19 protein-coding genes and 1 riboswitch are annotated in these 19,968 nt (G+C 37.3%); of the genes, 14 read left to right on the forward strand and 5 right to left on the reverse strand.

Annotated features, from left to right (window positions below; translation table 11 throughout):
- Window positions 1–6: 6 nt before the first annotated feature.
- The 4 genes from AC3ANL_RS09810 to AC3ANL_RS09825 all read left to right on the forward strand — a co-directional run bounded on the left by AC3ANL_RS09810 (window position 7) and on the right by AC3ANL_RS09825 (window position 3,718).
- Window positions 7–813: a transporter substrate-binding domain-containing protein gene (locus AC3ANL_RS09810; protein ID WP_488329025.1), complete on the forward strand. Its 807-nt coding sequence runs from the start codon at window positions 7–9 to the stop codon at window positions 811–813.
- Between the two features lie 89 nt (window positions 814–902).
- Complete coding sequence (locus AC3ANL_RS09815; RefSeq protein ID WP_488329026.1) at window positions 903–1,541, forward strand: amino acid ABC transporter permease; 639 nt, start codon at window positions 903–905, stop codon at window positions 1,539–1,541.
- A gap of 12 nt (window positions 1,542–1,553) precedes the next feature.
- Window positions 1,554–2,216, forward strand: a complete 663-nt coding sequence (locus tag AC3ANL_RS09820; RefSeq protein ID WP_488329027.1) for an amino acid ABC transporter permease — start codon at window positions 1,554–1,556, stop codon at window positions 2,214–2,216.
- Between the two features lie 140 nt (window positions 2,217–2,356).
- Complete coding sequence (locus tag AC3ANL_RS09825) at window positions 2,357–3,718, forward strand: FAD-binding oxidoreductase (protein WP_488329028.1); 1,362 nt, start codon at window positions 2,357–2,359, stop codon at window positions 3,716–3,718.
- Between the two features lie 137 nt (window positions 3,719–3,855).
- Here AC3ANL_RS09825 and AC3ANL_RS09830 read toward each other — a convergent pair whose 3' ends face one another.
- Window positions 3,856–4,728, reverse strand: coding sequence for a LysR family transcriptional regulator (locus AC3ANL_RS09830; protein WP_488329029.1), 873 nt, complete (start codon window positions 4,726–4,728; stop codon window positions 3,856–3,858).
- A 114-nt stretch (window positions 4,729–4,842) separates the two neighbouring features.
- Between AC3ANL_RS09830 and AC3ANL_RS09835 the strand changes: the two genes are divergently transcribed.
- From AC3ANL_RS09835 to AC3ANL_RS09845, 3 genes are all read left to right on the forward strand, one after another.
- Window positions 4,843–6,057 carry an MFS transporter gene (locus AC3ANL_RS09835; protein ID WP_488329030.1) on the forward strand — a complete coding sequence of 405 codons (1,215 nt, stop codon included), beginning with the start codon at window positions 4,843–4,845 and terminating at the stop codon, window positions 6,055–6,057.
- Between the two features lie 79 nt (window positions 6,058–6,136).
- The gene (locus AC3ANL_RS09840; protein WP_488329031.1) at window positions 6,137–6,562 is read left to right on the forward strand and encodes a universal stress protein; all 426 of its coding nucleotides are present in this window, start codon (window positions 6,137–6,139) and stop codon (window positions 6,560–6,562) included.
- Between the two features lie 171 nt (window positions 6,563–6,733).
- Window positions 6,734–7,357 carry a DNA-3-methyladenine glycosylase gene (locus tag AC3ANL_RS09845; protein WP_488329032.1) on the forward strand — a complete coding sequence of 208 codons (624 nt, stop codon included), beginning with the start codon at window positions 6,734–6,736 and terminating at the stop codon, window positions 7,355–7,357.
- Window positions 7,358–7,547: 190 nt separating this feature from the next.
- Here AC3ANL_RS09845 and AC3ANL_RS09850 read toward each other — a convergent pair whose 3' ends face one another.
- Window positions 7,548–8,153, reverse strand: coding sequence for a hypothetical protein (locus AC3ANL_RS09850; RefSeq protein ID WP_488329033.1), 606 nt, complete (start codon window positions 8,151–8,153; stop codon window positions 7,548–7,550).
- 454 nt (window positions 8,154–8,607) lie between these two features.
- Between AC3ANL_RS09850 and thrC the strand changes: the two genes are divergently transcribed.
- Entirely contained in the window at window positions 8,608–10,011 is a 1,404-nt protein-coding gene (gene thrC, locus AC3ANL_RS09855) for a threonine synthase (RefSeq protein WP_488329034.1), read from the forward strand.
- Window positions 10,012–10,177: 166 nt separating this feature from the next.
- Here the strand turns inward: thrC and AC3ANL_RS09860 are convergent, their stop codons facing one another.
- Together AC3ANL_RS09860 and AC3ANL_RS09865 are read right to left on the reverse strand one after the other, a co-directional pair.
- Window positions 10,178–10,753, reverse strand: a complete 576-nt coding sequence (locus tag AC3ANL_RS09860; RefSeq protein ID WP_488329035.1) for a cysteine dioxygenase — start codon at window positions 10,751–10,753, stop codon at window positions 10,178–10,180.
- A gap of 9 nt (window positions 10,754–10,762) precedes the next feature.
- Window positions 10,763–11,689 carry a DMT family transporter gene (locus tag AC3ANL_RS09865; protein ID WP_488329036.1) on the reverse strand — a complete coding sequence of 309 codons (927 nt, stop codon included), beginning with the start codon at window positions 11,687–11,689 and terminating at the stop codon, window positions 10,763–10,765.
- 289 nt (window positions 11,690–11,978) lie between these two features.
- Between AC3ANL_RS09865 and AC3ANL_RS09870 the strand changes: the two genes are divergently transcribed.
- The 3 genes from AC3ANL_RS09870 (at window position 11,979) to AC3ANL_RS09880 (ending at window position 16,786) form a co-directional block, all read left to right on the forward strand.
- A complete protein-coding gene (locus AC3ANL_RS09870; RefSeq protein WP_488329037.1) occupies window positions 11,979–13,163 on the forward strand; it encodes a sulfite reductase subunit alpha in 1,185 nt (394 codons plus the stop codon).
- 582 nt (window positions 13,164–13,745) lie between these two features.
- A riboswitch (glycine riboswitch) is annotated at window positions 13,746–13,826 on the forward strand.
- Between the two features lie 158 nt (window positions 13,827–13,984).
- Window positions 13,985–15,349: an amino acid permease gene (locus AC3ANL_RS09875; RefSeq protein ID WP_488329038.1), complete on the forward strand. Its 1,365-nt coding sequence runs from the start codon at window positions 13,985–13,987 to the stop codon at window positions 15,347–15,349.
- Window positions 15,350–15,547: 198 nt separating this feature from the next.
- Window positions 15,548–16,786: an MFS transporter gene (locus AC3ANL_RS09880; RefSeq protein ID WP_488329039.1), complete on the forward strand. Its 1,239-nt coding sequence runs from the start codon at window positions 15,548–15,550 to the stop codon at window positions 16,784–16,786.
- Between the two features lie 92 nt (window positions 16,787–16,878).
- Here AC3ANL_RS09880 and AC3ANL_RS09885 read toward each other — a convergent pair whose 3' ends face one another.
- Entirely contained in the window at window positions 16,879–17,163 is a 285-nt protein-coding gene (locus AC3ANL_RS09885) for a DUF3243 family protein (protein ID WP_488329694.1), read from the reverse strand.
- Window positions 17,164–17,363: 200 nt separating this feature from the next.
- Here AC3ANL_RS09885 and AC3ANL_RS09890 point away from each other — a divergent pair, with 200 nt between their 5' ends.
- The 3 genes from AC3ANL_RS09890 to AC3ANL_RS09900 all read left to right on the forward strand — a co-directional run bounded on the left by AC3ANL_RS09890 (window position 17,364) and on the right by AC3ANL_RS09900 (window position 19,702).
- The gene (locus tag AC3ANL_RS09890; protein WP_488329040.1) at window positions 17,364–17,720 is read left to right on the forward strand and encodes a hypothetical protein; all 357 of its coding nucleotides are present in this window, start codon (window positions 17,364–17,366) and stop codon (window positions 17,718–17,720) included.
- A gap of 345 nt (window positions 17,721–18,065) precedes the next feature.
- Window positions 18,066–19,280 (forward strand): MFS transporter, encoded by a 1,215-nt coding sequence (locus tag AC3ANL_RS09895; protein WP_488329041.1) that lies wholly within the window; start codon window positions 18,066–18,068, stop codon window positions 19,278–19,280.
- Between the two features lie 290 nt (window positions 19,281–19,570).
- Window positions 19,571–19,702, forward strand: coding sequence for a hypothetical protein (locus tag AC3ANL_RS09900; RefSeq protein ID WP_488329042.1), 132 nt, complete (start codon window positions 19,571–19,573; stop codon window positions 19,700–19,702).
- Window positions 19,703–19,968 lie beyond the last annotated feature (266 nt).

Consider the following 19,968-nt stretch of genomic DNA (forward strand, 5'->3'; position numbering starts at 1 on the left):
AATGAAATGTTGAAAACAAAAAACTTTGTAAAAATGGCGCTATTTTCTGCAATGGCTGCTTTATTACTTGCCGGTTGCAGCGGGGACAAGGCCTCTACAGACAGCAGTAAGGATGTCTTGGCCCAGATCAAGGAAGAGAAAAAAATCGTGTTTGGAGTAAAATATGACACTCGTTTGTTTGGATTGAAGAATCCTTCGACAGGTGAGGTGGAAGGGTTCGATATCGATCTTTCCAAAGCGCTGGCAGAAGAAATGTTTGGCAAGGATGTTAAGCCAGAATACGTAGAAGTTACTTCGAAAACTAGGGTAGGCCTCCTGAATAATGGTAAGGTTGATGCGGTTGTCGCTACCATGACCATCAATGAAGAACGTAAAAAAGAAGTTGATTTTACTGATGTATATTTTGATGCTGGGCAATCATTGCTTGTGAAAAAAGGAAGCAAGGTTAAGAGTATTGAAGATTTGAAAAAAGGAACGAAGGTTCTTGCTGTTAAAGGTTCGACATCTTCAGTAAATATTCGTGAGAAAGCACCTGAAACAACCGTACTTGAATTCGAAAACTATGCTGAAGCCTTTACAGCCCTTAAGGCAGGCAAGGGTGATGCCCTGACGACAGATGATTCCATTCTTTATGGTATGGCAGAAGAAGATCCTTCATTTGAATTAGTCGGTGGAACATTCACAGAAGAGCCTTATGGAATTGCTGTTAAGAAAGGCAACAAAGAGCTTGTCGATGCATTGAATAAAGCATTAAAAAGCCTGAAGGATTCAGGAAAGTACGATGAAATTAAGGATAAATGGATTAAAAATTAATTATTTATACCGGGTTTCTCGTCAGGATGGGCAATGGTCCGTATGCAACTTTTCGGACCCGCTCATCCTGATAATTAGGAGGAGATCGTTTGGTGGATTTCTCGATACTAATGAATAATATCGATTCATTTTTAGAAGGATTAAAAATAACCATTATTGCCAGTTTAATAGCGTTATTATGCAGCTTTATTTTGGGAACACTTCTTGCTGTCATGCGAATTGCCCCGTTTAAACCTCTAAACTGGTTTGGTACGGCATATGTTGAATTTATTCGTAATATCCCTGTACTGGTAATCATATTTTTCACTTACTTAGCTGGAAATTTTGGCGGGATGTTGGCAGGAACGATCGGATTGACCGTTTACACAGCGGCTTTCATTGCGGAAGCAATCCGTGCCGGAATTATGTCTGTTCCAAAAGGGCAAATGGAAGCAGCCCGCTCGACAGGATTGAGTTACGGCCAGGCAATGAGAATGGTTATACTCCCGCAGGCTATAAAGATCGTAATCCCTCCTCTTGGCAACCAATTTATCAATTTAGTTAAAAATTCATCATTGTTAGCTGTAGTCGCAGGTGGGGATTTAATGTATCAGGGGGATTTAATATCCGCAAAGACATACGTAACCTTTGATACCTATATTTTTGTGGCCTTATTTTATTTAATTTTAACGATACCTTTAAGTCTTGGCGTAGGATTTTTAGAAAAACGCATGGCTAAAAGTAATTAAGGAGGTGCATAGATGGATTTTCTAGCACCGTTCATTGAAGTATATAAACCGGATAATTTTAAATTTTTACTTGAAGGATTTTGGGTTACCCTTAAGGTCGCTGCCATTTCAATTGTGCTCAGCTTCATTATTGGTGGTCTTATTGGCACTCTCAGATATGCACGGATTCCCGTCGTTTCTCCATTACTTGCCGTGGTAGTCGAGACGATCCGTAATCTTCCATTACTGTTGATCATTTTCTTCACTTATTTTGCCTTGCCCGAAATCGGAATTGAAATGGAAATAACGACTGCGGCGATCGCCGCATTGACGGTTTTTGAATCAGCTATGCTGTCAGAGATTATTCGAAGCGGTTTAAACTCGATCGAAAAAGGCCAGATTGAAGCAGGACGTTCGTCTGGCCTGAACTACATTCAGACATTACGTTATATTATCCTGCCTCAAGCGCTGAGAAGAATGGTTCCACCTATTGTTAGTCAATTTATTTCTTTGCTAAAAGATACATCGTTAGCTGTCGTCATCGCGCTGCCGGATTTATTGCACAACGGACAAATTATTTACGCACAAAAGGGATCGTACGTAATACCTGTGTTTGTAATTGTAGCGTTGATGTATTTTATCGTTAATTATGCTTTGTCACTGATAGCGAGAAGGTTAGAATTAAAGCAGACTTAAGAATCCGGCTCATTCCTTGGGCCGGATTTTTTATTTCATTAAAGATTTTATGCTTGCAGGAGATTGTGAATTATTTATTTAAATATATTAATAGAGAAAAAGAAACCATTAATTGCAGTTAATGAGAGGATGGAATACTAATGAAATGGAAACAAGATTTGAGAAATATTCTACCAATGGAACAAATAAGTGAGAATCCAACCATTTTAGAACATCACAGCAAGGATGAATCGTATCATCTGCCTGTGAAGCCGGATATCGTCGTTTTTCCAAAAAGTAAAATGGAGATTTCAGAAATTATGAAAATAGCTTATAAGTATCAAATACCGGTTGTACCATTTGGTGCTGGATCTAGCCTGGAAGGGCACTCAATCCCAGTTGCAGGTGGTATCTCGATGGATTTTCAATTGATGAATAACATCAATGAAATACGGCCAAACGATCTACTAGTAAAGGTACAACCTGGTGTAACACGAAAACAATTGAATAAGGCACTAAAAAGATATGGCCTATTTTTTCCGGTAGACCCAGGAGCTGATGCTACCATCGGTGGTATGACTAGTACCAATGCCTCGGGTACCACGACAGTAAAATATGGTGCTATGAAAGATGTGGTACGAGGTCTAGAGGTAGTTTTAGCAAATGGGGAAATAGCAAACATTGGCGGGTTAGCAGCTAAATCTTCTTCTGGATACAATTTAACTCCACTTTTTGTTGGTTCAGAAGGGACATTAGGAGTATTTTCAGAAATAACATTAAAAGTATTCGGAATTCCCGAAGCAACTCTTGCATGCAGAGCTGCTTTTCCTTCTGTTGAAAATGCAATCAATGCAGCGAATGCGATGGTCACCTCTGGGATTCCAATCGCTCGTGTGGAACTGGTAGATTCCAAGTGTATGAAACAAGTTAACTTTCATAACAAAACTATGTATGCTGAGCAGCCAACTTTATTTATGGAATTCCAGGGGAATGAAGCTGGAATTAAAGCAGATGTTGCTTTTGCACAAGAGATAGCGGAGGTAGAAGGTTGTACTCAGTTTGAATATGAAACGGACTCAAAGAAAAAAGCACAATTGTGGGAGGCTCGTCATACACTGGTTTATGCATTTAAACATAGTTTTCCAGAGAAGAGTAATATGAGTACGGACGTTTGTGTACCCTTCTCCAAGCTACCTGATGCGATTACGTACGCAAGCATTTTACTTGAAAGCTATGGATTGTTTGGAGGCGTAGTAGGGCATGTTGGGGATGGAAACTTTCATGCGTTAATGATGGTTAATCCAAACGATCAGGAAGAGCTGGAAAAAGCACATACGGTGAATCAAAAAATTGTCGAATTTGCGATTGATTGCGGTGGTACAGCAACAGGTGAACATGGAATTGGGTTAGGAAAAATAGACTATCTATATAAGGAACATGCAAGTTCTATTCATCTTATGAAAATGATAAAAGACCAGTTTGATCCCCTAGGTATTTTAAATCCAGGAAAGATGTTTAAATAAATACGAAACTTCGGTCTTACCGCCAAAGAAATCCACCTTTTTCTTTTTGAAAGGTGGATTTTTATTATCCACTAAGCGAAAATTATTAAATACCTACAAAGTGCCACTAAGTAAAAATTTTTCAAGAAATTCCTCTCCTATTCAAACAGTTGTTTCGTTATTTGAATAAATAATTGGACGGCACGGGAGGCTTCCTGTAATGAGGGTAAGCCTAAGGCGATATGTCTATAATGGTTTGTTTCTAATGGCCGAATGTTCGCTTTGGGAAAAGAAAGATTTTTCAATGAGAGCTCGGGCAGAATAAGTACTCCTAATCCTTCCTTTATCATACCTAATGAGGTATTTAGGTTAGAAGTATTATATTTTTCATTTATTGTAATTTTTTGTTTCCTCATTAGATCAATAATAGGTGCTTCATATCCAGCATTAGAGATAATAAGAGGCTCGTCTTCCAAATCCGATAAATAAACAGACTTATTCTTTAGCAAGGAATGCCCATCCGGCAGCATAACAAGATAGCGATCCTTGACAAGGGGGATTGTTTCTAATTCGCTGCATGGCAGAACGATAAATCCGATATCTATTTCCCGTGCTGTTAACCATTCCTTGATTTCCTCTTGGGAACCCTCCTTAAATGTCAGTGACACATTCGGTCTTATCTGTTGAAAAGTACTGATAATTTTTGGCAAGAAGTGTGCCGTTACACTAGGAAAAGTTGCGATACGAATAGTTCCAGTGACTAATCCTTTTTCCAGCGAGATCTCCTGTTGAATTTTTTCAAGACTATTTAGTATATTTCTTATTTGAAATAGAACCCGTTTTCCAATGTCCGTTACAATTAATTCCTTGCCCCGTTCTCGTACTAATAAGGTAACGCCTAGCTCTGATTCTAAAGTAGCAATCGCATGGCTGACAGCAGGCTGTGACATATGTAGGGCTTGAGCAGCTTTTGTAAAGCTTCTTTCATCAATAACCTTCATAAAGATTTCAAATTGAGTAATCGTTGGCATAACTAATTACTTATCCCCTTTATAAACAACATTTATTTTATTTATCAATAGCGATATTGTATCATAAACACTATGTTCATATTAAATAAATTGACAAAAAAAGGGGATTGAATAATGAAAGAAAAATTATGGACAAAAGATTATATAGGTATATTAGTGACCAATTTTTTTCTAATGCTAACATTTTATTTATTAATGGTCACTATATCCGTATTTGCTGTTAATGAATTTGATGCATCTGAGAGTCAAGCAGGTTTAGCATCCAGTATTTTTGTTATTGGAGCGCTTGTCGGTCGGATTATTGGCGGTAAATACCTTGATCAAATAGGTAGAAAAAAACTTCTTCTAGCCGGCATTTTGATAATGGTTTTTTCTGCCATTTTCTATTTTGGTGTAGATAGTTTTGGAATGCTCATTGCTAATCGCTTATTACATGGGTTTGCCTTTGGTCTTGCTGGCACTGTATTAGGTACAGTTGTAGCCCAAGTGATTCCAAAAGCTAGAGGTGGAGAAGGAATCGGCTATTTTGCTTTAAGTATGACCTTGGCTACAGCGATTGGACCTTTTATAGGTATATTTATTCAACAACATTTTCAATTTAAAATGATATTTGTTTTTAGTTTAGTCTGTATAGCGATTAGTTTAGTTTTATCCTTTTTCTTGAAAGTTCAAGAAATTACCTTAACAGAAGAACAAAAAGCGGAATTAAAAGGGTTTAAATTATCCAATTTTATTGAGAAAAAATCTGTGCCGATTACACTTGTTGCAACGGTTACTGCTTTCTGTTATTCCGGAATTTTATCTTTCCTATCGTTCTTTGCTATCGAGAACAACATCACTTCAGCAGCAAGTTTCTTCTTTATTGTTTATGCTGCCGCGGTCCTCGTAACCAGACCATTTTCTGGTAAAATGTTTGATCTGAAGGGGCCAAATTTCATCATGTATCCGGCGCTTATTTCTTTAATAATAGGTCTATTTGTGCTTAGTCAATCACATGTTGGGATTGTTCTATTAATTGCCGGTGCACTAGTCGGTTTTGGATATGGAACGTATATGTCCAGTTCTCAGACAGTCGCAGTCCAATCTGCACCTGCTCATCGCGTTGGATTAGCAACATCGACATTTTTCATTCTTACCGATATAGGATTAGGGATTGGACCTTTTATACAAGGATTTTTAGTTCCTTCAATAGGATACAGTGGTTTATATATCAGTCTTGGAATTATTGCAGTCATCTGTTTGCCATTACACTATTTCTTGTACGGAAAAAAGGCTTCTTCAGAAAAAATGGGTGTTTCTTCCGTAGAAGTAAATACTTCATTAAAATAATATTATTAAATATTTATTCATAGATAGAAATATTTGATAAAATATTAATATAATATTTTATATTTTTGGAGATGACATTATGTTCAATCGCATTCTTGTAGCAATTGATGGCTCTAAAATGAGTGAAAAAGCTTTAAGGTCTGCATTAAATTTTGCGAAGGAAAGATATTCTAAAATTGGCGTGATCCATGTCGAGAAAAATCTGAATATAACCGAAGGAATGCCAAATGCAACGATTGATGATCTCTATAATGAACGAAGAAAAGAAGCCGGTGATATGTTAAATCAGGCGGTTTCTTTTGCAGAAGATGAAGGAATCGAAATTGAAACCCATTATGTGATAGGAGAACCGGCCATTCAAATTGTTAAAAAGGCAGAAGAAGGAAAGTATCAGCTCATTATCATGGGAAGCAGGGGGTTGGGAAATATTAAAGGATTAATGCTTGGCAGTGTTAGTCAGAAAGTTTCCCAGCTTGCACATTGTCCTGTTTTGATTATTAAGTAATCAGCAAATACCGATGTTTTTCATTGAACACACATATACTAGATGAAAAAAGGGGCACCATCCAGGTTGGATGGTGCCTTTTAGGGATTGGAAGACATCTTTTTTTAAACGGATACAATTTGGGCCATATTTTAGGGTAAACTTAATTATATTTTTATGGAGGTGTGTGACATGGGGGAATTTTTAAAAGAAATCATTCCATTATCGCCGGAATTTTATGAACTGCCCACGCTTGAACTGGCAAAGGCATTGCTTGGATGCCTTCTTGTAAAAGAAACGAATGAGGGGATTGCTGCAGGATATATCGTTGAAACAGAGGCTTACATAGGTCCTGGTGACAAAGCTGCGCACAGCTACAATAATAGAAGGACGGCAAGAACCGAGGTCATGTTCCAACGTTCCGGCCTTGCCTATACATATTTAATGCATACACACTGCCTTTTCAATGTGGTCACCGGCGGCGAAGAAAAACCAGAAGCCGTTTTAATCCGCGCCCTCGAACCTTGGCACGGTATCGAGCTTATGAAAATCAGGCGAGGCATGGAAGATCTGACAAGATTGACAAACGGCCCCGGGAAACTGACAAAATCATTGGGCATTAATATGGAGGACTATGGCCGCCCCCTTACGCATCCTCCTTTATTTATTGCTAAAGGATCCCACCCAAAAAGCATTTCAGCTGGAAAAAGGATTGGAATTGACAAATCTGGTGAAGCACGGGATTATCCTTGGCGTTTCTGGGTTACTAATAATAAATTTGTATCCAGACATCAAAAGTCTGAATATGTATTTTAAAATAAAAAGGACTTAACACGTTGGTTAAGTCCATATATTAATGGATTAATTTAGTTTTCCGTAAATCGAATGTGTCTGGCAGCCAATTATTTTTCCTTTCCTATTTATTTTAGATTTTATATTATCGAAAAGGATTATCCTTTAATCCTTTTGGTTTCGATGTTTAAAAATATAAAGTTGTGTATCCCTATTAGGGGCAAGCCGCTCCACCACCCCCTCCTGATAAAAATAGTTGGTTCTGATCACCTGGACCAATAAAGTCTAATGCGGCAGGAGAAAATACTTTAACTTTTCTCTTAACGCCCTCCAAAAGAGTTCGGATTGGCTCTATAACTACATGATCCTGAAAGACATAGCCTCCTAAGAATATCGTTTTCTTGGCTCTCCTTCGGAAAACAGCCACATTTTTGTTGCTATCTTTGTTAGCAGAGGCATACTCTTTCGTTTTCTCTTTAGGTTGTAATGCCACTTTCTCTGTTTGTAAAACTTCTTCTTCAACTGAAGCGACAATTCCGATTTCACGGTTATTTACCACCAAGACAAAGTGATATCCTGCATCTGTTTTCTTTTGGACAACAGCCACTTCATCTGTAATAAATGAGATGAAATCCTCAGATTCATTCTGGAGTGAGGCATGAGAGGTTTCTTTTTGTTTGATGACTCGATAATATGCTTTTGCTCCAATTCCTTCATCTGTAAAGTCAAAAGGTTTGATACTCTGGGTACGTACAAAGAATATTTGCTTAACCTTCTCTTTGCTGTTTAATTGGATACATAAAGCAGCATCTTCATTCACCACCTTTCCCTCACCGTTCGAGAGCATAGGGACATTCATCTTCATTCCTGGAAATTGAACAAAGATGTAGTGAAAGTTTTTCTTAGGTTGTACATTCAAAAGTCTCATAAACTCACAACCTTTCCGATATGTTACAAGGTTATTTTCCTTGTAGGAGTATAATTCAAGATATGTTCTTACTTTCCTGTATGAGTATGAAGAGTTTTCATCGTCACTTTCTTATGAAATGTGCTAGTTCCTCCTATTTGTTGAGTAATTATGAGGAAATCTACTAGCGAAACATGTAAATGATAAAAAATCTGCTTTCTAAAACGACAATTTATAGACTATTCACTAAATTATGTATAAAATAAACTTTATATATTTTAACTCAACAAAAAATATTATGTCTAAAGTTTCAATATTGATTTGCTCTAGAAAGTATAACTTTAAATAAAAAAAACAGGAGGACACTATGAACTTTGTTAGTACACGAGGAAACGTAAAAAAAATTGGTTTTATTGATACCGTCTTAATGGGGCTGGCAAATGATGGTGGACTATTAGTGCCGGAGAAAATTCCGCATATTCCTGCAGAGAAGCTAGATGCAATGTCCCAATTTACTTATCAGGAATTAGCATACGAAATCTTTTCTTATTTTGTGGATGGTGAAATTCCTGATAATGAGCTTAAGGCATTAATCGAGAAAAGTTATGCCACTTTTCGCCACGCAGAGGTAACACCTGTTAAAAGGTTGAAAGATAACATGTATTTGTTAGAACTATTCCATGGGCCGACCTTTGCTTTTAAGGATATTGCGCTGCAATTCTTAGGGAATTTATATTCCTATGTGTCCAAGCAGACAGGTGAAACAATTCATATTCTCGGTGCCACTTCAGGAGATACGGGTGCTTCAGCCATTGAGGGTGTCAGAGGAAAAGAAGGTATTCGTATTTGTATTTTGCACCCCCATGGCAAAGTAAGTAAGGTACAAGAATTGCAAATGACAACGGTTGATGACAAGAGTGTCTTGAATTTGGCGATAAAAGGAACGTTTGACGATGGTCAAAAAATTATCAAGGAATTGTTTGCAGATGTTGAACTGAAAAACAAATACCATCTGCGTGCGATTAATTCCATTAACTTTATTCGGATCTTGGCACAAACTGTTTATTATTTTTATGCGTATTTCCAAGTGAAAAAAGAAAAAGAATTAAACAGCATTAACTTTAGTGTCCCGACTGGAAATTTTGGAGATATCTTTGCTGGTTATCTTGCAAAGAAAATGGGGCTCCCAGTTGGGAAACTCATCGTAGCGACAAATGAGAATAATATTTTAGAAGGTTTTATCCATAATGGAGTATACAAGCCAGGTGAATTCCGCAGCACTTATAGCCCGTCTATGGATATTCAAGTTGCCAGCAATTTTGAGCGCTATTTGTACTACTTGCTTGGAGAAGATCCAAAGGCAGTGTCAGTCTTAATGGAGCAATTTAAGGCAGAAGAAAAAATCGTTGTGAATGAGGAGCTGCTCCGTCAAGTGAAAGAAGATTTTGCTGCACATGGAGTTGAAGGGGAAGAATGCCTGCAAACCATCAGTAAGTACTATGCTGAAACAGGTTATTTATTAGATCCACATACTGCTTGCGGGGTCGCAGCGTACGAAGTTTGTAATAACTCTAATGAGGTTTGCGTTACACTGGCAACAGCCCACCCGGCAAAATTTAATGAATCGATCGAACGTTGTCATATTGATCAGACATACCCTGAGCAAATCAGTCAATTGTTTAATAAACCACAGTATCTAGAAGTAATTGAGGCGGATAATGATGAAGTGGTCCGTCATTTAGAAAAGCTTTTTAGTCTTTCAGCTAAATAAACCACAAATCTGGTTATAGAGGAAGGTTGAAAAAAATTAGGCTGTCTCATTCCAAATGAGGCAGCTTTGTTATTTTTTTAAAAGGAAATCACCTAGTTTCTATCTAATAATCCATAATTTTTTTAATCCAGCATCCATCACTTGAGTGTACTATAAAAAGAGGATGTCACTCTTTAGTCAGTACATTGTTTTTTAATTGTATCTCTTTGACCTTCTGATATTGTTCATCTGGCCACCATGCGCCGCAATCGTCTGATACGACGCAAGCAGCACATTTTTGCAGGTCATAGACAGTCATTCCAGTGATGGGAGGGGAATATAGATGGAGGGTAACCAAATCTGTCTGGTTCAAAGCTTTCATTTTGTGAATAGCCCTTTTCGGTGCATAAAAAAATTTCCCTTTATGATGGTATTGATGAAACAATTCACTGGGCAAGCCATTACCGTTGACCTCATACACCGAATTAAGGGAAATACCTGAGAGGACTTGAATCCAGCCATGGGAATGGCCGTGATCATGCGGTGCACACTCCAGCTGCGACCAATTCATGACAAGCATTTCAACCTCTTCGTTTTTATATAATAGTTTTCGATTGTAGGGTTTTCCTTCCGATGGTTCCGGTAAGTGGGAAAAATCGTCTAGTGTAAGATCTAGTTGTAATAGAGCATCTCTCAACACTGCTTTAGAGGGGCTTCTTAAGGAATCTAATACTTTCTTTAACCTACTTGGCAAAGTCATCATGCTCTCCTCCTATGGACGCTTTTTCTTGAAGAGGGTAAACAACATAGGTATAAGCTGACCGTTAACAATAATTACTCCTATAATAATTATGATACCTCCGGCAACACTTATGAATAAAACTTTTTCTTGTAACAGCAAAACTGCCGCAACCAATGTGGAGATGGGCTCCAAATAAAGGAACATCGAAACCTTTGAGGCTTCTAAAGTTTCAAGGGCTTTACCCCAATACCAATAAGCGATACCTGAAACAAAGACACCAAGGAACAACAAATGCGCCCACTCCGTATGCGTTAGAAGGGGAAGGGATTCCCAGCCTCTATTCCTAATAATAAATGGTGTAGTAAGAATCAAGCCTAGTAAACTCATGTAAAACGTCACTAACAGAGGGGAATAAGGGATTTTTAAGCTTTTTAATAACACGGAGTAGACGGCCCAATTCAAGGTACTCAAAATCATTAGAAAAAAGCCAATATTCAATGCAAATTGAAAGGATTGTCCACTTCTTGTGGTTGTAACTAGCAGTACACCTGTGATTGCCAGCACCATCCCCACAGCCCTCGTTATACTCATCTTTTCATGTAAAAAGAAAATGGACAGGATGACTGTAAAGATAGGGGAAAACGAAATGAGCCATCCAGCAGATGATGCATTAATCGTTAATAATGCTGTCGCCTGAAGTACTTGATGGACAAATACGCCAAGAATACCCAAAATCAAGAGTTGGGGAAGATATTTAATGGAGACAAGCAGCCGCTTACGCTGAAGAAGTAAAAGCAACAGCAAAAATAATGTTCCAATTCCAAAACGAAAAACAAGTAATGAATAGGGGTCAAGCTTTTCAAGTACAGCTTTTGTTGATACAAATGAAACGCCCCAAAAACTAATCGACATAAAGGCATACAGTGAAGCAATTAATTTCGATTTATTATTAACCATGGTCAAGTATTCCTTTCAGCAAATAGATGGATATTCCATCATATGCCTGTCCTAATAGAAAATGTTTTTTCTTTTTATATAAAAATTTATAAGTTTTGGCTTCGAGAATTGGATTTATTTTAATATTCATTTCAGTTCATAGATGTGTTTATAATAAAATAGTGGGAACCACTATGTTGGAATATAGATATTGCTACAAATCTTTGATATTATTCTGTTATAAATACTAGTTGGTGTGTCAAAGTAAAATGGCCAAACCTAGCAAAAACAACTTCTAGAGGTGAAAATTATGCAAGTTACTGTAAGAAACCCTGAAATTACACAAGAAGACAACAAGGTCCCAACCACTTTTTCAAGAACAAATCCTTTCCAAGCAAAGGTTCTCAAAAACGAAAATTTAAATGGTGCCGGTTCTAGTAAAGAAACAAGGCATATTGAATTATCATTAGAAGAATCAGGACTTTCTTATATCCCAGGAGATGCTCTTGGTGTGATTCCACAGAATGATCCAGAACTTGTGGCCTCCATTATTACAGAAATGAACTGGGATGAAGAAACAGTTGTAACAATAAATAAGCAAGGGGATATACTCCCATTAAAAGAGGCGCTAACCACATATTTTGAAATAACACTTCTATCGAAGAAGATTCTCCAACAGGCAGCAGAATTAACCGAAAATGAAGAGTTACAAAAGCTTGTATTAATTGAAAATGCAACCCAGCTAAAAGAATATACTAACGGACGAGATTTGCTTGATATGCTGCGTGATTTCGGTCCATGGAAGGCTACGGCCCAAGAGGTTGTCTCCCTTTTAAGAAAAATGACAGCGCGTCTCTATTCCATTGCTAGCAGTTTTGCAGCCAATCCTGGTGAAGTGCATCTAACGATCGGCGCTGTGCGCTACACAGCACATGGACGCGATCGGAAAGGGGTTTGTTCTGTTTTAGTCGCAGAACGAATTCAAGCAGGCGATACGCTTTCTGTTTTTGTTCAACCCAATAAGCATTTCCATCTGCCAGAGTCACAAGATACAGACATTATTATGGTTGGTCCAGGGACAGGCATTGCACCATTCCGTTCCTTTATCCAGGAACGTGCGGTTAATAAAGGAACGGGAAGATCATGGCTATTTTTCGGAGATCAGCATTCAGCATCGGACTTCCTTTATCAAGCAGAGTTAGAAAAGTATCAAAAAGAAGGTGTCCTAACTAGATTAGAGACGGCGTTCTCACGTGATACAGAGCATAAGGTATATGTACAGCATAAAATGCTTGAGAATAGCAAAGAATTGTTTGAATGGCTAGAAAATGGAGCAACCTTCTATGTTTGTGGTGATAAGCAATATATGGCGAAGGACGTTCACAACGCGTTATTGAACGTGATTGAAAAAGAAGGATCAATGACCCCTGAAGCAGCAGAAGCATATCTAAATGATATGAAAGCGCAAGGGCGTTACCTACGGGATGTGTATTAAAAAGCGGAAGGAGAAGTTCTCATACCATTGAGAACTTCTCCTTTTTTAAAAGATAGGAAATCATAAATTTTGGCTTTGGGAAATGTCTAGCTCCAGGCGCTATCGGCTTGTAGAAACAACCATTACTTTAACCATTTCGTTATTCTTTTAGAACAATGGACTAGTTTTTTACATAATCTACTGTATCAATTAGTAAGGGTGCTAAAATGAGAAATATATGGGATATCAAAATACAACCAATGATCGGTCAAGCATGGACCGGTAGACATGTTGTCTTACTTTACTGTACAAACAATAATCAATTGATACATTTATATAAAAGTTTTCACGCACCGATTGAGCCGCCACGTTACAATTGTGCTGAAACTTTATCGCAATTACTCAGTATCGGCTATCGCATTATGGCCATTACACCAATCTCATCAAATCAAATTCAATATGCTCTGGTTCTTTACTAACTATTAATCTACCAAATGATGTGTTGACAAATTAACATAATACTATTAAAATTAAAAATTATTCAACAATAGTTTAACAAAATGATATTAGCAAGCTATGATTGCTATGGCACGTACCATAGCAGGAGCAGCTTCTGGAGAGACCGCAGGTTATCTGCGGCGCCGAAGGGTTCACAATCTCAGGCAAAAGGACAGAAGAGTACGAATACTATTTATTATTCTCAAATACAAGAGGTATAGATAATATTTGTTATTCTTATGACCGATGAGATTGGAGCTAATCCAATCTCTTTTTTTTATGGTTTTTACATGGTTTACATGTAGATTAATAACAATTTTTATGACAACAAGGAGGAATTTTAAGTGGCACAACAAGAATTAAAACGAGATCTGAAAAATCGGCACGTACAACTCATAGCAATTGGCGGTACGATTGGGACAGGCTTATTTTTAGGTTCAGGAAAAGCTATCCAGTTAGCCGGTCCTTCGATCATTTTTGCTTATTTAATCGTAGGTATCGCATGCTTTTTTGTTATGAGGGCATTAGGAGAACTTCTTTTATCAAATAAGGGCTATCAATCATTTACGGACTTTGCTGAGGATTATATTGGACCATGGGCAGCGTATGTTACAGGCTGGACGTATTGGTTTTGCTGGATCATGACAGCAATGGCTGATATTATCGCGGTTGGCGTATACGTTCAATATTGGTTTGATATTCCGCAATGGGTTCCTGCCATAGTCTGTTTAGTTTTGTTATTGGGGCTAAATTTATTAACTGTAAAGCTTTTTGGAGAATTAGAGTTTTGGTTTGCGTTAATCAAGGTAATCACTATTCTTGCCTTAATCATAATTGGGGTTGTTTTATTAGTTATTGGATTCCAAACAGAAACGGGTACAGTCTCGATAAATAATTTATGGCAATATGGCGGCTTCTTCCCAAATGGGGTTTCAGGTTTCTTGCTTTCATTTCAGATGGTTCTTTTTGCATTTGTAGGTGTAGAATTAGTGGGGGTATCTGCAGCGGAAACATCCAATCCACAAAAAAATATTCCCTCTGCGATTAATAAAATTCCGTTAAGAATTCTTTTTTTCTATGTAGGGGCACTGATCATCCTTTTGTGTATTAATCCATGGACACAGCTAAATGCAGAAAACAGCCCTTTTGTGAAAACATTTAGCTTGGTAGGTATTCCCATAGCTGCCGGTATTATTAATTTTGTGGTCTTAACATCCGCAGCATCAGCTTGTAACAGCGGGTTGTTTTCAACAAGCCGGATTTTATTTACCCTTAGTAATCATGAACAAGGACCAGCTAAATTTGCTAAATTAAATAAGAATCATGTACCTAGTAATGCATTACTTATATCTGCCCTTGTGCTATCCGTTGGAGCCCTATTAAGTAAGCTAATTCCGGGACAAGCCTTTGGAATCGTGACGACAATAAGTGCGATTTGTTTTATTTGGGTTTGGAGCATCATTTTAGTTTGTCATTTGCGATATAGAAAATTACGACCCGATTTACGAGAAAAATCTACTTTTAAAGCACCGTTTACACCATTTATTAACTATGTGGTCCTTACGTTATTTGCTATTATTCTAGTTATTATGCTATTTGCGGAAGCAACTCGTGTAGCGTTATTAATGACACCTTTATGGTTTATTCTTTTGTTTTTCCTGTATTCATTTAAAAAGAAAAAAGATAAAAATATAAAAATTTCTGCGTAAATTTATCAGGGAATGAAACGCAGTAAGTTCCAAAGAACATTCCATTATCTGATTTTTATGGATATTTATGTATTTAGATGTACCTTCTCAATTGAGAAGGTATGATAAAGTAACTGTTTTTCTCCGAAAGTATTGCCTTCTGTAAAGCGTCGGTTTACAATCCATTTCGATAAATGAAATGAAGGAGAGAAACAGTACTTGAAATTAAACGAAAATGAAAGATTAAGCATATATAACGGCCTTGCCTCTACGGTATCAACCAACACGGTTAACGGCTATATCCCTTTATTTGCATTAAGTGTTTTAGGGGCAACCAACCAGCAGATGGGTTTGATTACATCTTTACCGTCAATTATTGGGATGCTTGCACTGATTCCTGGCACGGTCTGGCTCAATAGAGTACAAAGCAAAAAAAAATTCACTGTCGTTTCTACTTTTTTTACAAGGCTTCTTTTCATGCTTATGATGTTTGTTCCATTTTTATCGGGAACATATTCTGCATGGGTACTTGTTGGATTAATAGCGCTATTAAATTTTCCGGGGGCCCTTTCCGGATTATCTTGGCAAACTTTGATTGGTGACCTTGTTCCTGAAAATCGAAGGGGAGAATTTTTTAGTACACGTAACCGGTTATCTACGATTACTGCCATGGGGGTTACTTTTTTAACTGGTTTTTTTCTGCAGCAATTCAATTCAAGCAATCCCTTTCCTTACCAGGTTCTATTTGTCGTTGGATTCGTTTTTGCCATTTTTGAAGTATATTATTTAATGAAGCATAGGGAGAAGAATGAGACTGTTCCAATGGAAAAGTCAGTGATGGAAGCAAAGAAGAGGAGTTTCTCACTGGAAATTTTTTCTCATAAACCGTTTGTATCCTTTACTATCTGCGCGCTCCTCTTTAATTTTGGAGCTCAAATGGCATGGTCCATCTTTAGTATTTATCATATTCGAGAGGCGAATGCTACTGCATTATGGTTCAGCCTGTTCGCTGTTACAAATCAATTTGCTCAAATTGTCAGCATTAAATGGTGGGCAAAAGCTGCGAATCGTGGGGGGAATACCATGTTATTGTTTGTAGCAGCAACCGGCATGGCGACTGCACCAGTATTAACCATATTATCCACCAGCCTCATTTATATTACGCTGATTAATCTATGGATCGGCCTTTTTGTTTCAGGTACCAACCTTTTATTATTTAACCAGCTGTTAAAGGTGTCTCCCGAGAAAAATAGAACAACCTATATCGCCAATTATAACTTTTTGTTATCAATAATTGGCTTTATCGCTCCTCAGTTTGGGGTTTTCCTGCTGAATTTGTTTGGCATGAATGCGGCCATGGTGACAACTTCGATTATACGGTTTATTGTTGGATGCTCATTCCTAATTGTGGCGTTAAAAATGGAACGAAAACCAAAGCTTGCTTTTGAAACTGTTTAACTAGCAAAAAGAGGGACTGATTATAAAAAAGGAATCCACTTCTATTGAGTGGGTTCCTTTTTTTGTAATTTTCAATTATATTTAAAATTCTTTTATTGTTGCACTAATCGTACAAGCATATGTGCTAGTTTGTGCTGTTCTTCCTCCGTACCCACGTTCCAGAGCTCCTGCAATAATCGCTCCTCGGAATTTTTAGGTGACTGTTTATCTGCTAGGTAATCAGCTACTTTCTGAGCCGAGTTGGCTAATTGCTCTTCGTCCATACCTAGTTTTTCTCCTAACTTCACCTTTCCACTAAGGTATTCCCGAAAATCATCAAAACTTGTTAAGGAATCTCCATTTTTATAAATCTGGTTTTCTATTTTTTGTTCATCCATCTGCTTGTCCAAATTTACCACTCCTTTTTTTGTGTATAACCTTAATGTTATAGATTCCCTGTAAGGCACCAATTAAAACCTTATCAATGTGAAAGGGGATGAAGAGACTCATTTTTCTTTTTCTGATGGTAGTAGAATATCATCTCGAAACATAAACTTTTTCTAGAGATAGATTGGATTATTGACAAAGAGGAGATGGAATGATGAATTTCCAGATGCAAAAGGCGAATATGTTGGCCGAAAATATTAATGAGTTTATTTCATATGTTGATAAAAGTTATGAACAAAATAATAGCTTTAGGTTTCATACAGATAAATTGTATCAAATAAAATTACTAATTCAGGAGTATAAGTTTCAAATCCTCGCAGATGAGCTTGTAAGAATAAACCAATTTGATTGGGATGGAAAGTACACCTATTATTTAGTTGATAGATTTAAGGAAGGAATCCACATTATTGATGAGTACGTAAAAAATAACTATGATGATTTATATCTTTTAACCGCTAAACTATATACCTTGAAAAATCTCAGTCAAACATTAAGCAATAAGGAATAAATATGTGCATAACGTTATGGCTGTTCTAAAAAAGTGAGCAGCTGCTTTTTGTTGGATTATGCTGTGTATTGGCTGATTTGTGATGGAAATGGTCGAATGGCGTTTTTTTTTGAAAATTATAGAATTGGATTAAAAATATTGTCACTTAATAAATATCGTGATACTATTAGATGAAATTAAATTCCTTTAATTTGGTCCAGAGAGGCCAAGAAGGCGAAAGTAAACTTCGTATATAATCGTTATGTATATATGATGCCCTTTTGTCCTTTGGATGAGAGGGCATTTTATTTTTGCCAACTATCTTTTAATCATAGTCCAGTGAGGCTTGAAAGGAGAACGACAGAAATGGATTATCGTAAAAAAACAGTAGTTGCATCCGTAGCAGGTTTAACATTAGAGGGTATGGATATCATGTTTATATCCTTTGCGATGTCGATGATTATCGCAGAATTTCATATTGATATGGTTGCAGGCGGACTTATTTCTTCCATTACTAATATAGGCATGCTGGCAGGGGGCATGATTTTCGGTATTTTAGCAGATAAATTTGGGAGAGTTAAAGTATTTACCTATACCATTCTCCTATTTGCAATCGGAACCGCATTAACCGGGTTAGCCACAAATATTAACCAAGTCTACTTATTTCGGTTTATTGCAGGCTTAGGGGCAGGTGGCGAGTACGGAATTGGAATGGCGCTTGTAGCAGAAGCATGGCCAAAAAATAAACAAGGACGAGCTTCTTCTTATGTTAGTATCGGTGCTCAATATGGTGTAATCCTTGCTGCACTTCTAAGCGCCATGATTCTTCCTGCATGGGGATGGAGAGGATTGTTCTTCATCGGTTTGGTTCCGGTTATATTCGCCTTTATCGTACGAAAGAAATTAGACGAATCACCTGAATGGCTGGCCGCACAAAAGAGAAAACAACTTGTGCCAAACCATGGTAAATTAGCCCAATTGTTTGCGACACCAAGAACATCCATCACAACATTTGCGTTAGCGATCATGGCCACTGTCCAAATTGCGGGATATAACGGTTTGATGATTTGGCTGCCGTCTATGCTTCAACAATCACAAGGATTATCCGTTTCAAACTCGGCCCTTTGGACGATTAGTACGGCGGTTGGAATGATTGCAGGGATGTTAACGTTTGGACAATTTATGGATCGACTTGGAATGAAGCGCGCATTTGGCATCTTCTTATTTGCTTCCGCCATCGCAGTCTTTTTATACTCCTTTGCGTCAGGAAGTGCCGGCCTTTTAATCGGCGGTGCGATTGTAGGGTTCTTCTCAAATGGAATGTTTGCTGGATACGGTGCCTTAATAAGTAGTTACTATCCAGTAGAAATCCGCAGTACAGCAACCAACACGATCTTTAACTTCGGTAGAGCATTAGGGGGATTATCTCCAATTTTAGTAGGATATATCCTGCAACATGCTAATGTGACAACAGCAATGGGGTATCTGGCAGGACTCTACTGTATTTCTTTCATAGCGATGGTAAGTTTGAAAAAAAAAGCAAAGCAGAATCAAATCGAATCTTTAGCTGAAGCGGTGTGATTTTCAAATTTGCAATATCTATTAATTGAGTGGGTTTTCCTTCAACTAAATGAATGAAAGTAAAACGAGGCTACAAATCAATCACTTTCGATTTGAGCCTCTTTTTTATGAATTGTAGAAAAATATGTTGAAAAATGATATAAATTGGAAATCAATAATATGTTAGCAATTTGAAATAAAAGGGAAAAGAATACATAATTGGAAAGTTAAAAATACCTTGAGGATAAGAAGTTGAATTGATTACTGATTAACTTATAGCCTGAACAATAAATCAATTGGAGGGATATTAATTGAGAATCTATAATCATGAATGGATGTCGCTTAGCAAGGAAATTAAGTTAAAGCTAATTCGTTTAGCCATTTTGGAAAATGAAATCAAATACACCAAGGAGTTTATAAATAAAGGAAAAAAGGGTGCATAAAGGGAAACTAATATTCATCCCATACGCCTTTATTTTTGCTGATCCTGCCGCTAGCAGTAGTTTAAACAGTGAAATAGGTTTAGGACTGGCAGCAACTATGCTGCCATTTTTATGTCCTTTTAAACGGTTTTATTAGCAGTAAGTATGAGGAAAAAACTACTATAAATAACCCGCAAATTCATAAAGTGTCTCGGCTCCAGGTAGATAAATGAATAATTAATATAAAATTAATGGGAATTTTCCCCCAAAAAATTATACAATAGATA

The sequence above is a fragment of the Neobacillus sp. DHD-1R genome (assembly GCF_057747995.1).

Bases quoted from the DNA above. Each gene is read 5' to 3' on its own strand.
- AC3ANL_RS09820 (WP_488329027.1), top strand. From the start codon at position 1,554: ATGGATTTTCTAGCACCGTTCATTGAAGTATATAAACCGGATAATTTT.
- AC3ANL_RS09865 (WP_488329036.1), bottom strand. From the start codon at position 11,689: ATGGTTAATAATAAATCGAAATTAATTGCTTCACTGTATGCCTTTATG.
- AC3ANL_RS09895 (WP_488329041.1), top strand. From the start codon at position 18,066: ATGGATTATCGTAAAAAAACAGTAGTTGCATCCGTAGCAGGTTTAACA.
- AC3ANL_RS09845 (WP_488329032.1), top strand. From the start codon at position 6,734: ATGGGGGAATTTTTAAAAGAAATCATTCCATTATCGCCGGAATTTTAT.
- AC3ANL_RS09810 (WP_488329025.1), top strand. From the start codon at position 7: ATGTTGAAAACAAAAAACTTTGTAAAAATGGCGCTATTTTCTGCAATG.
- AC3ANL_RS09835 (WP_488329030.1), top strand. From the start codon at position 4,843: ATGAAAGAAAAATTATGGACAAAAGATTATATAGGTATATTAGTGACC.
- AC3ANL_RS09830 (WP_488329029.1), bottom strand. From the start codon at position 4,728: ATGCCAACGATTACTCAATTTGAAATCTTTATGAAGGTTATTGATGAA.
- AC3ANL_RS09885 (WP_488329694.1), bottom strand. From the start codon at position 17,163: ATGGATGAACAAAAAATAGAAAACCAGATTTATAAAAATGGAGATTCC.
- AC3ANL_RS09825 (WP_488329028.1), top strand. From the start codon at position 2,357: ATGAAATGGAAACAAGATTTGAGAAATATTCTACCAATGGAACAAATA.
- AC3ANL_RS09840 (WP_488329031.1), top strand. From the start codon at position 6,137: ATGTTCAATCGCATTCTTGTAGCAATTGATGGCTCTAAAATGAGTGAA.
- AC3ANL_RS09870 (WP_488329037.1), top strand. From the start codon at position 11,979: ATGCAAGTTACTGTAAGAAACCCTGAAATTACACAAGAAGACAACAAG.
- thrC (WP_488329034.1), top strand. From the start codon at position 8,608: ATGAACTTTGTTAGTACACGAGGAAACGTAAAAAAAATTGGTTTTATT.
- AC3ANL_RS09860 (WP_488329035.1), bottom strand. From the start codon at position 10,753: ATGATGACTTTGCCAAGTAGGTTAAAGAAAGTATTAGATTCCTTAAGA.
- AC3ANL_RS09890 (WP_488329040.1), top strand. From the start codon at position 17,364: ATGATGAATTTCCAGATGCAAAAGGCGAATATGTTGGCCGAAAATATT.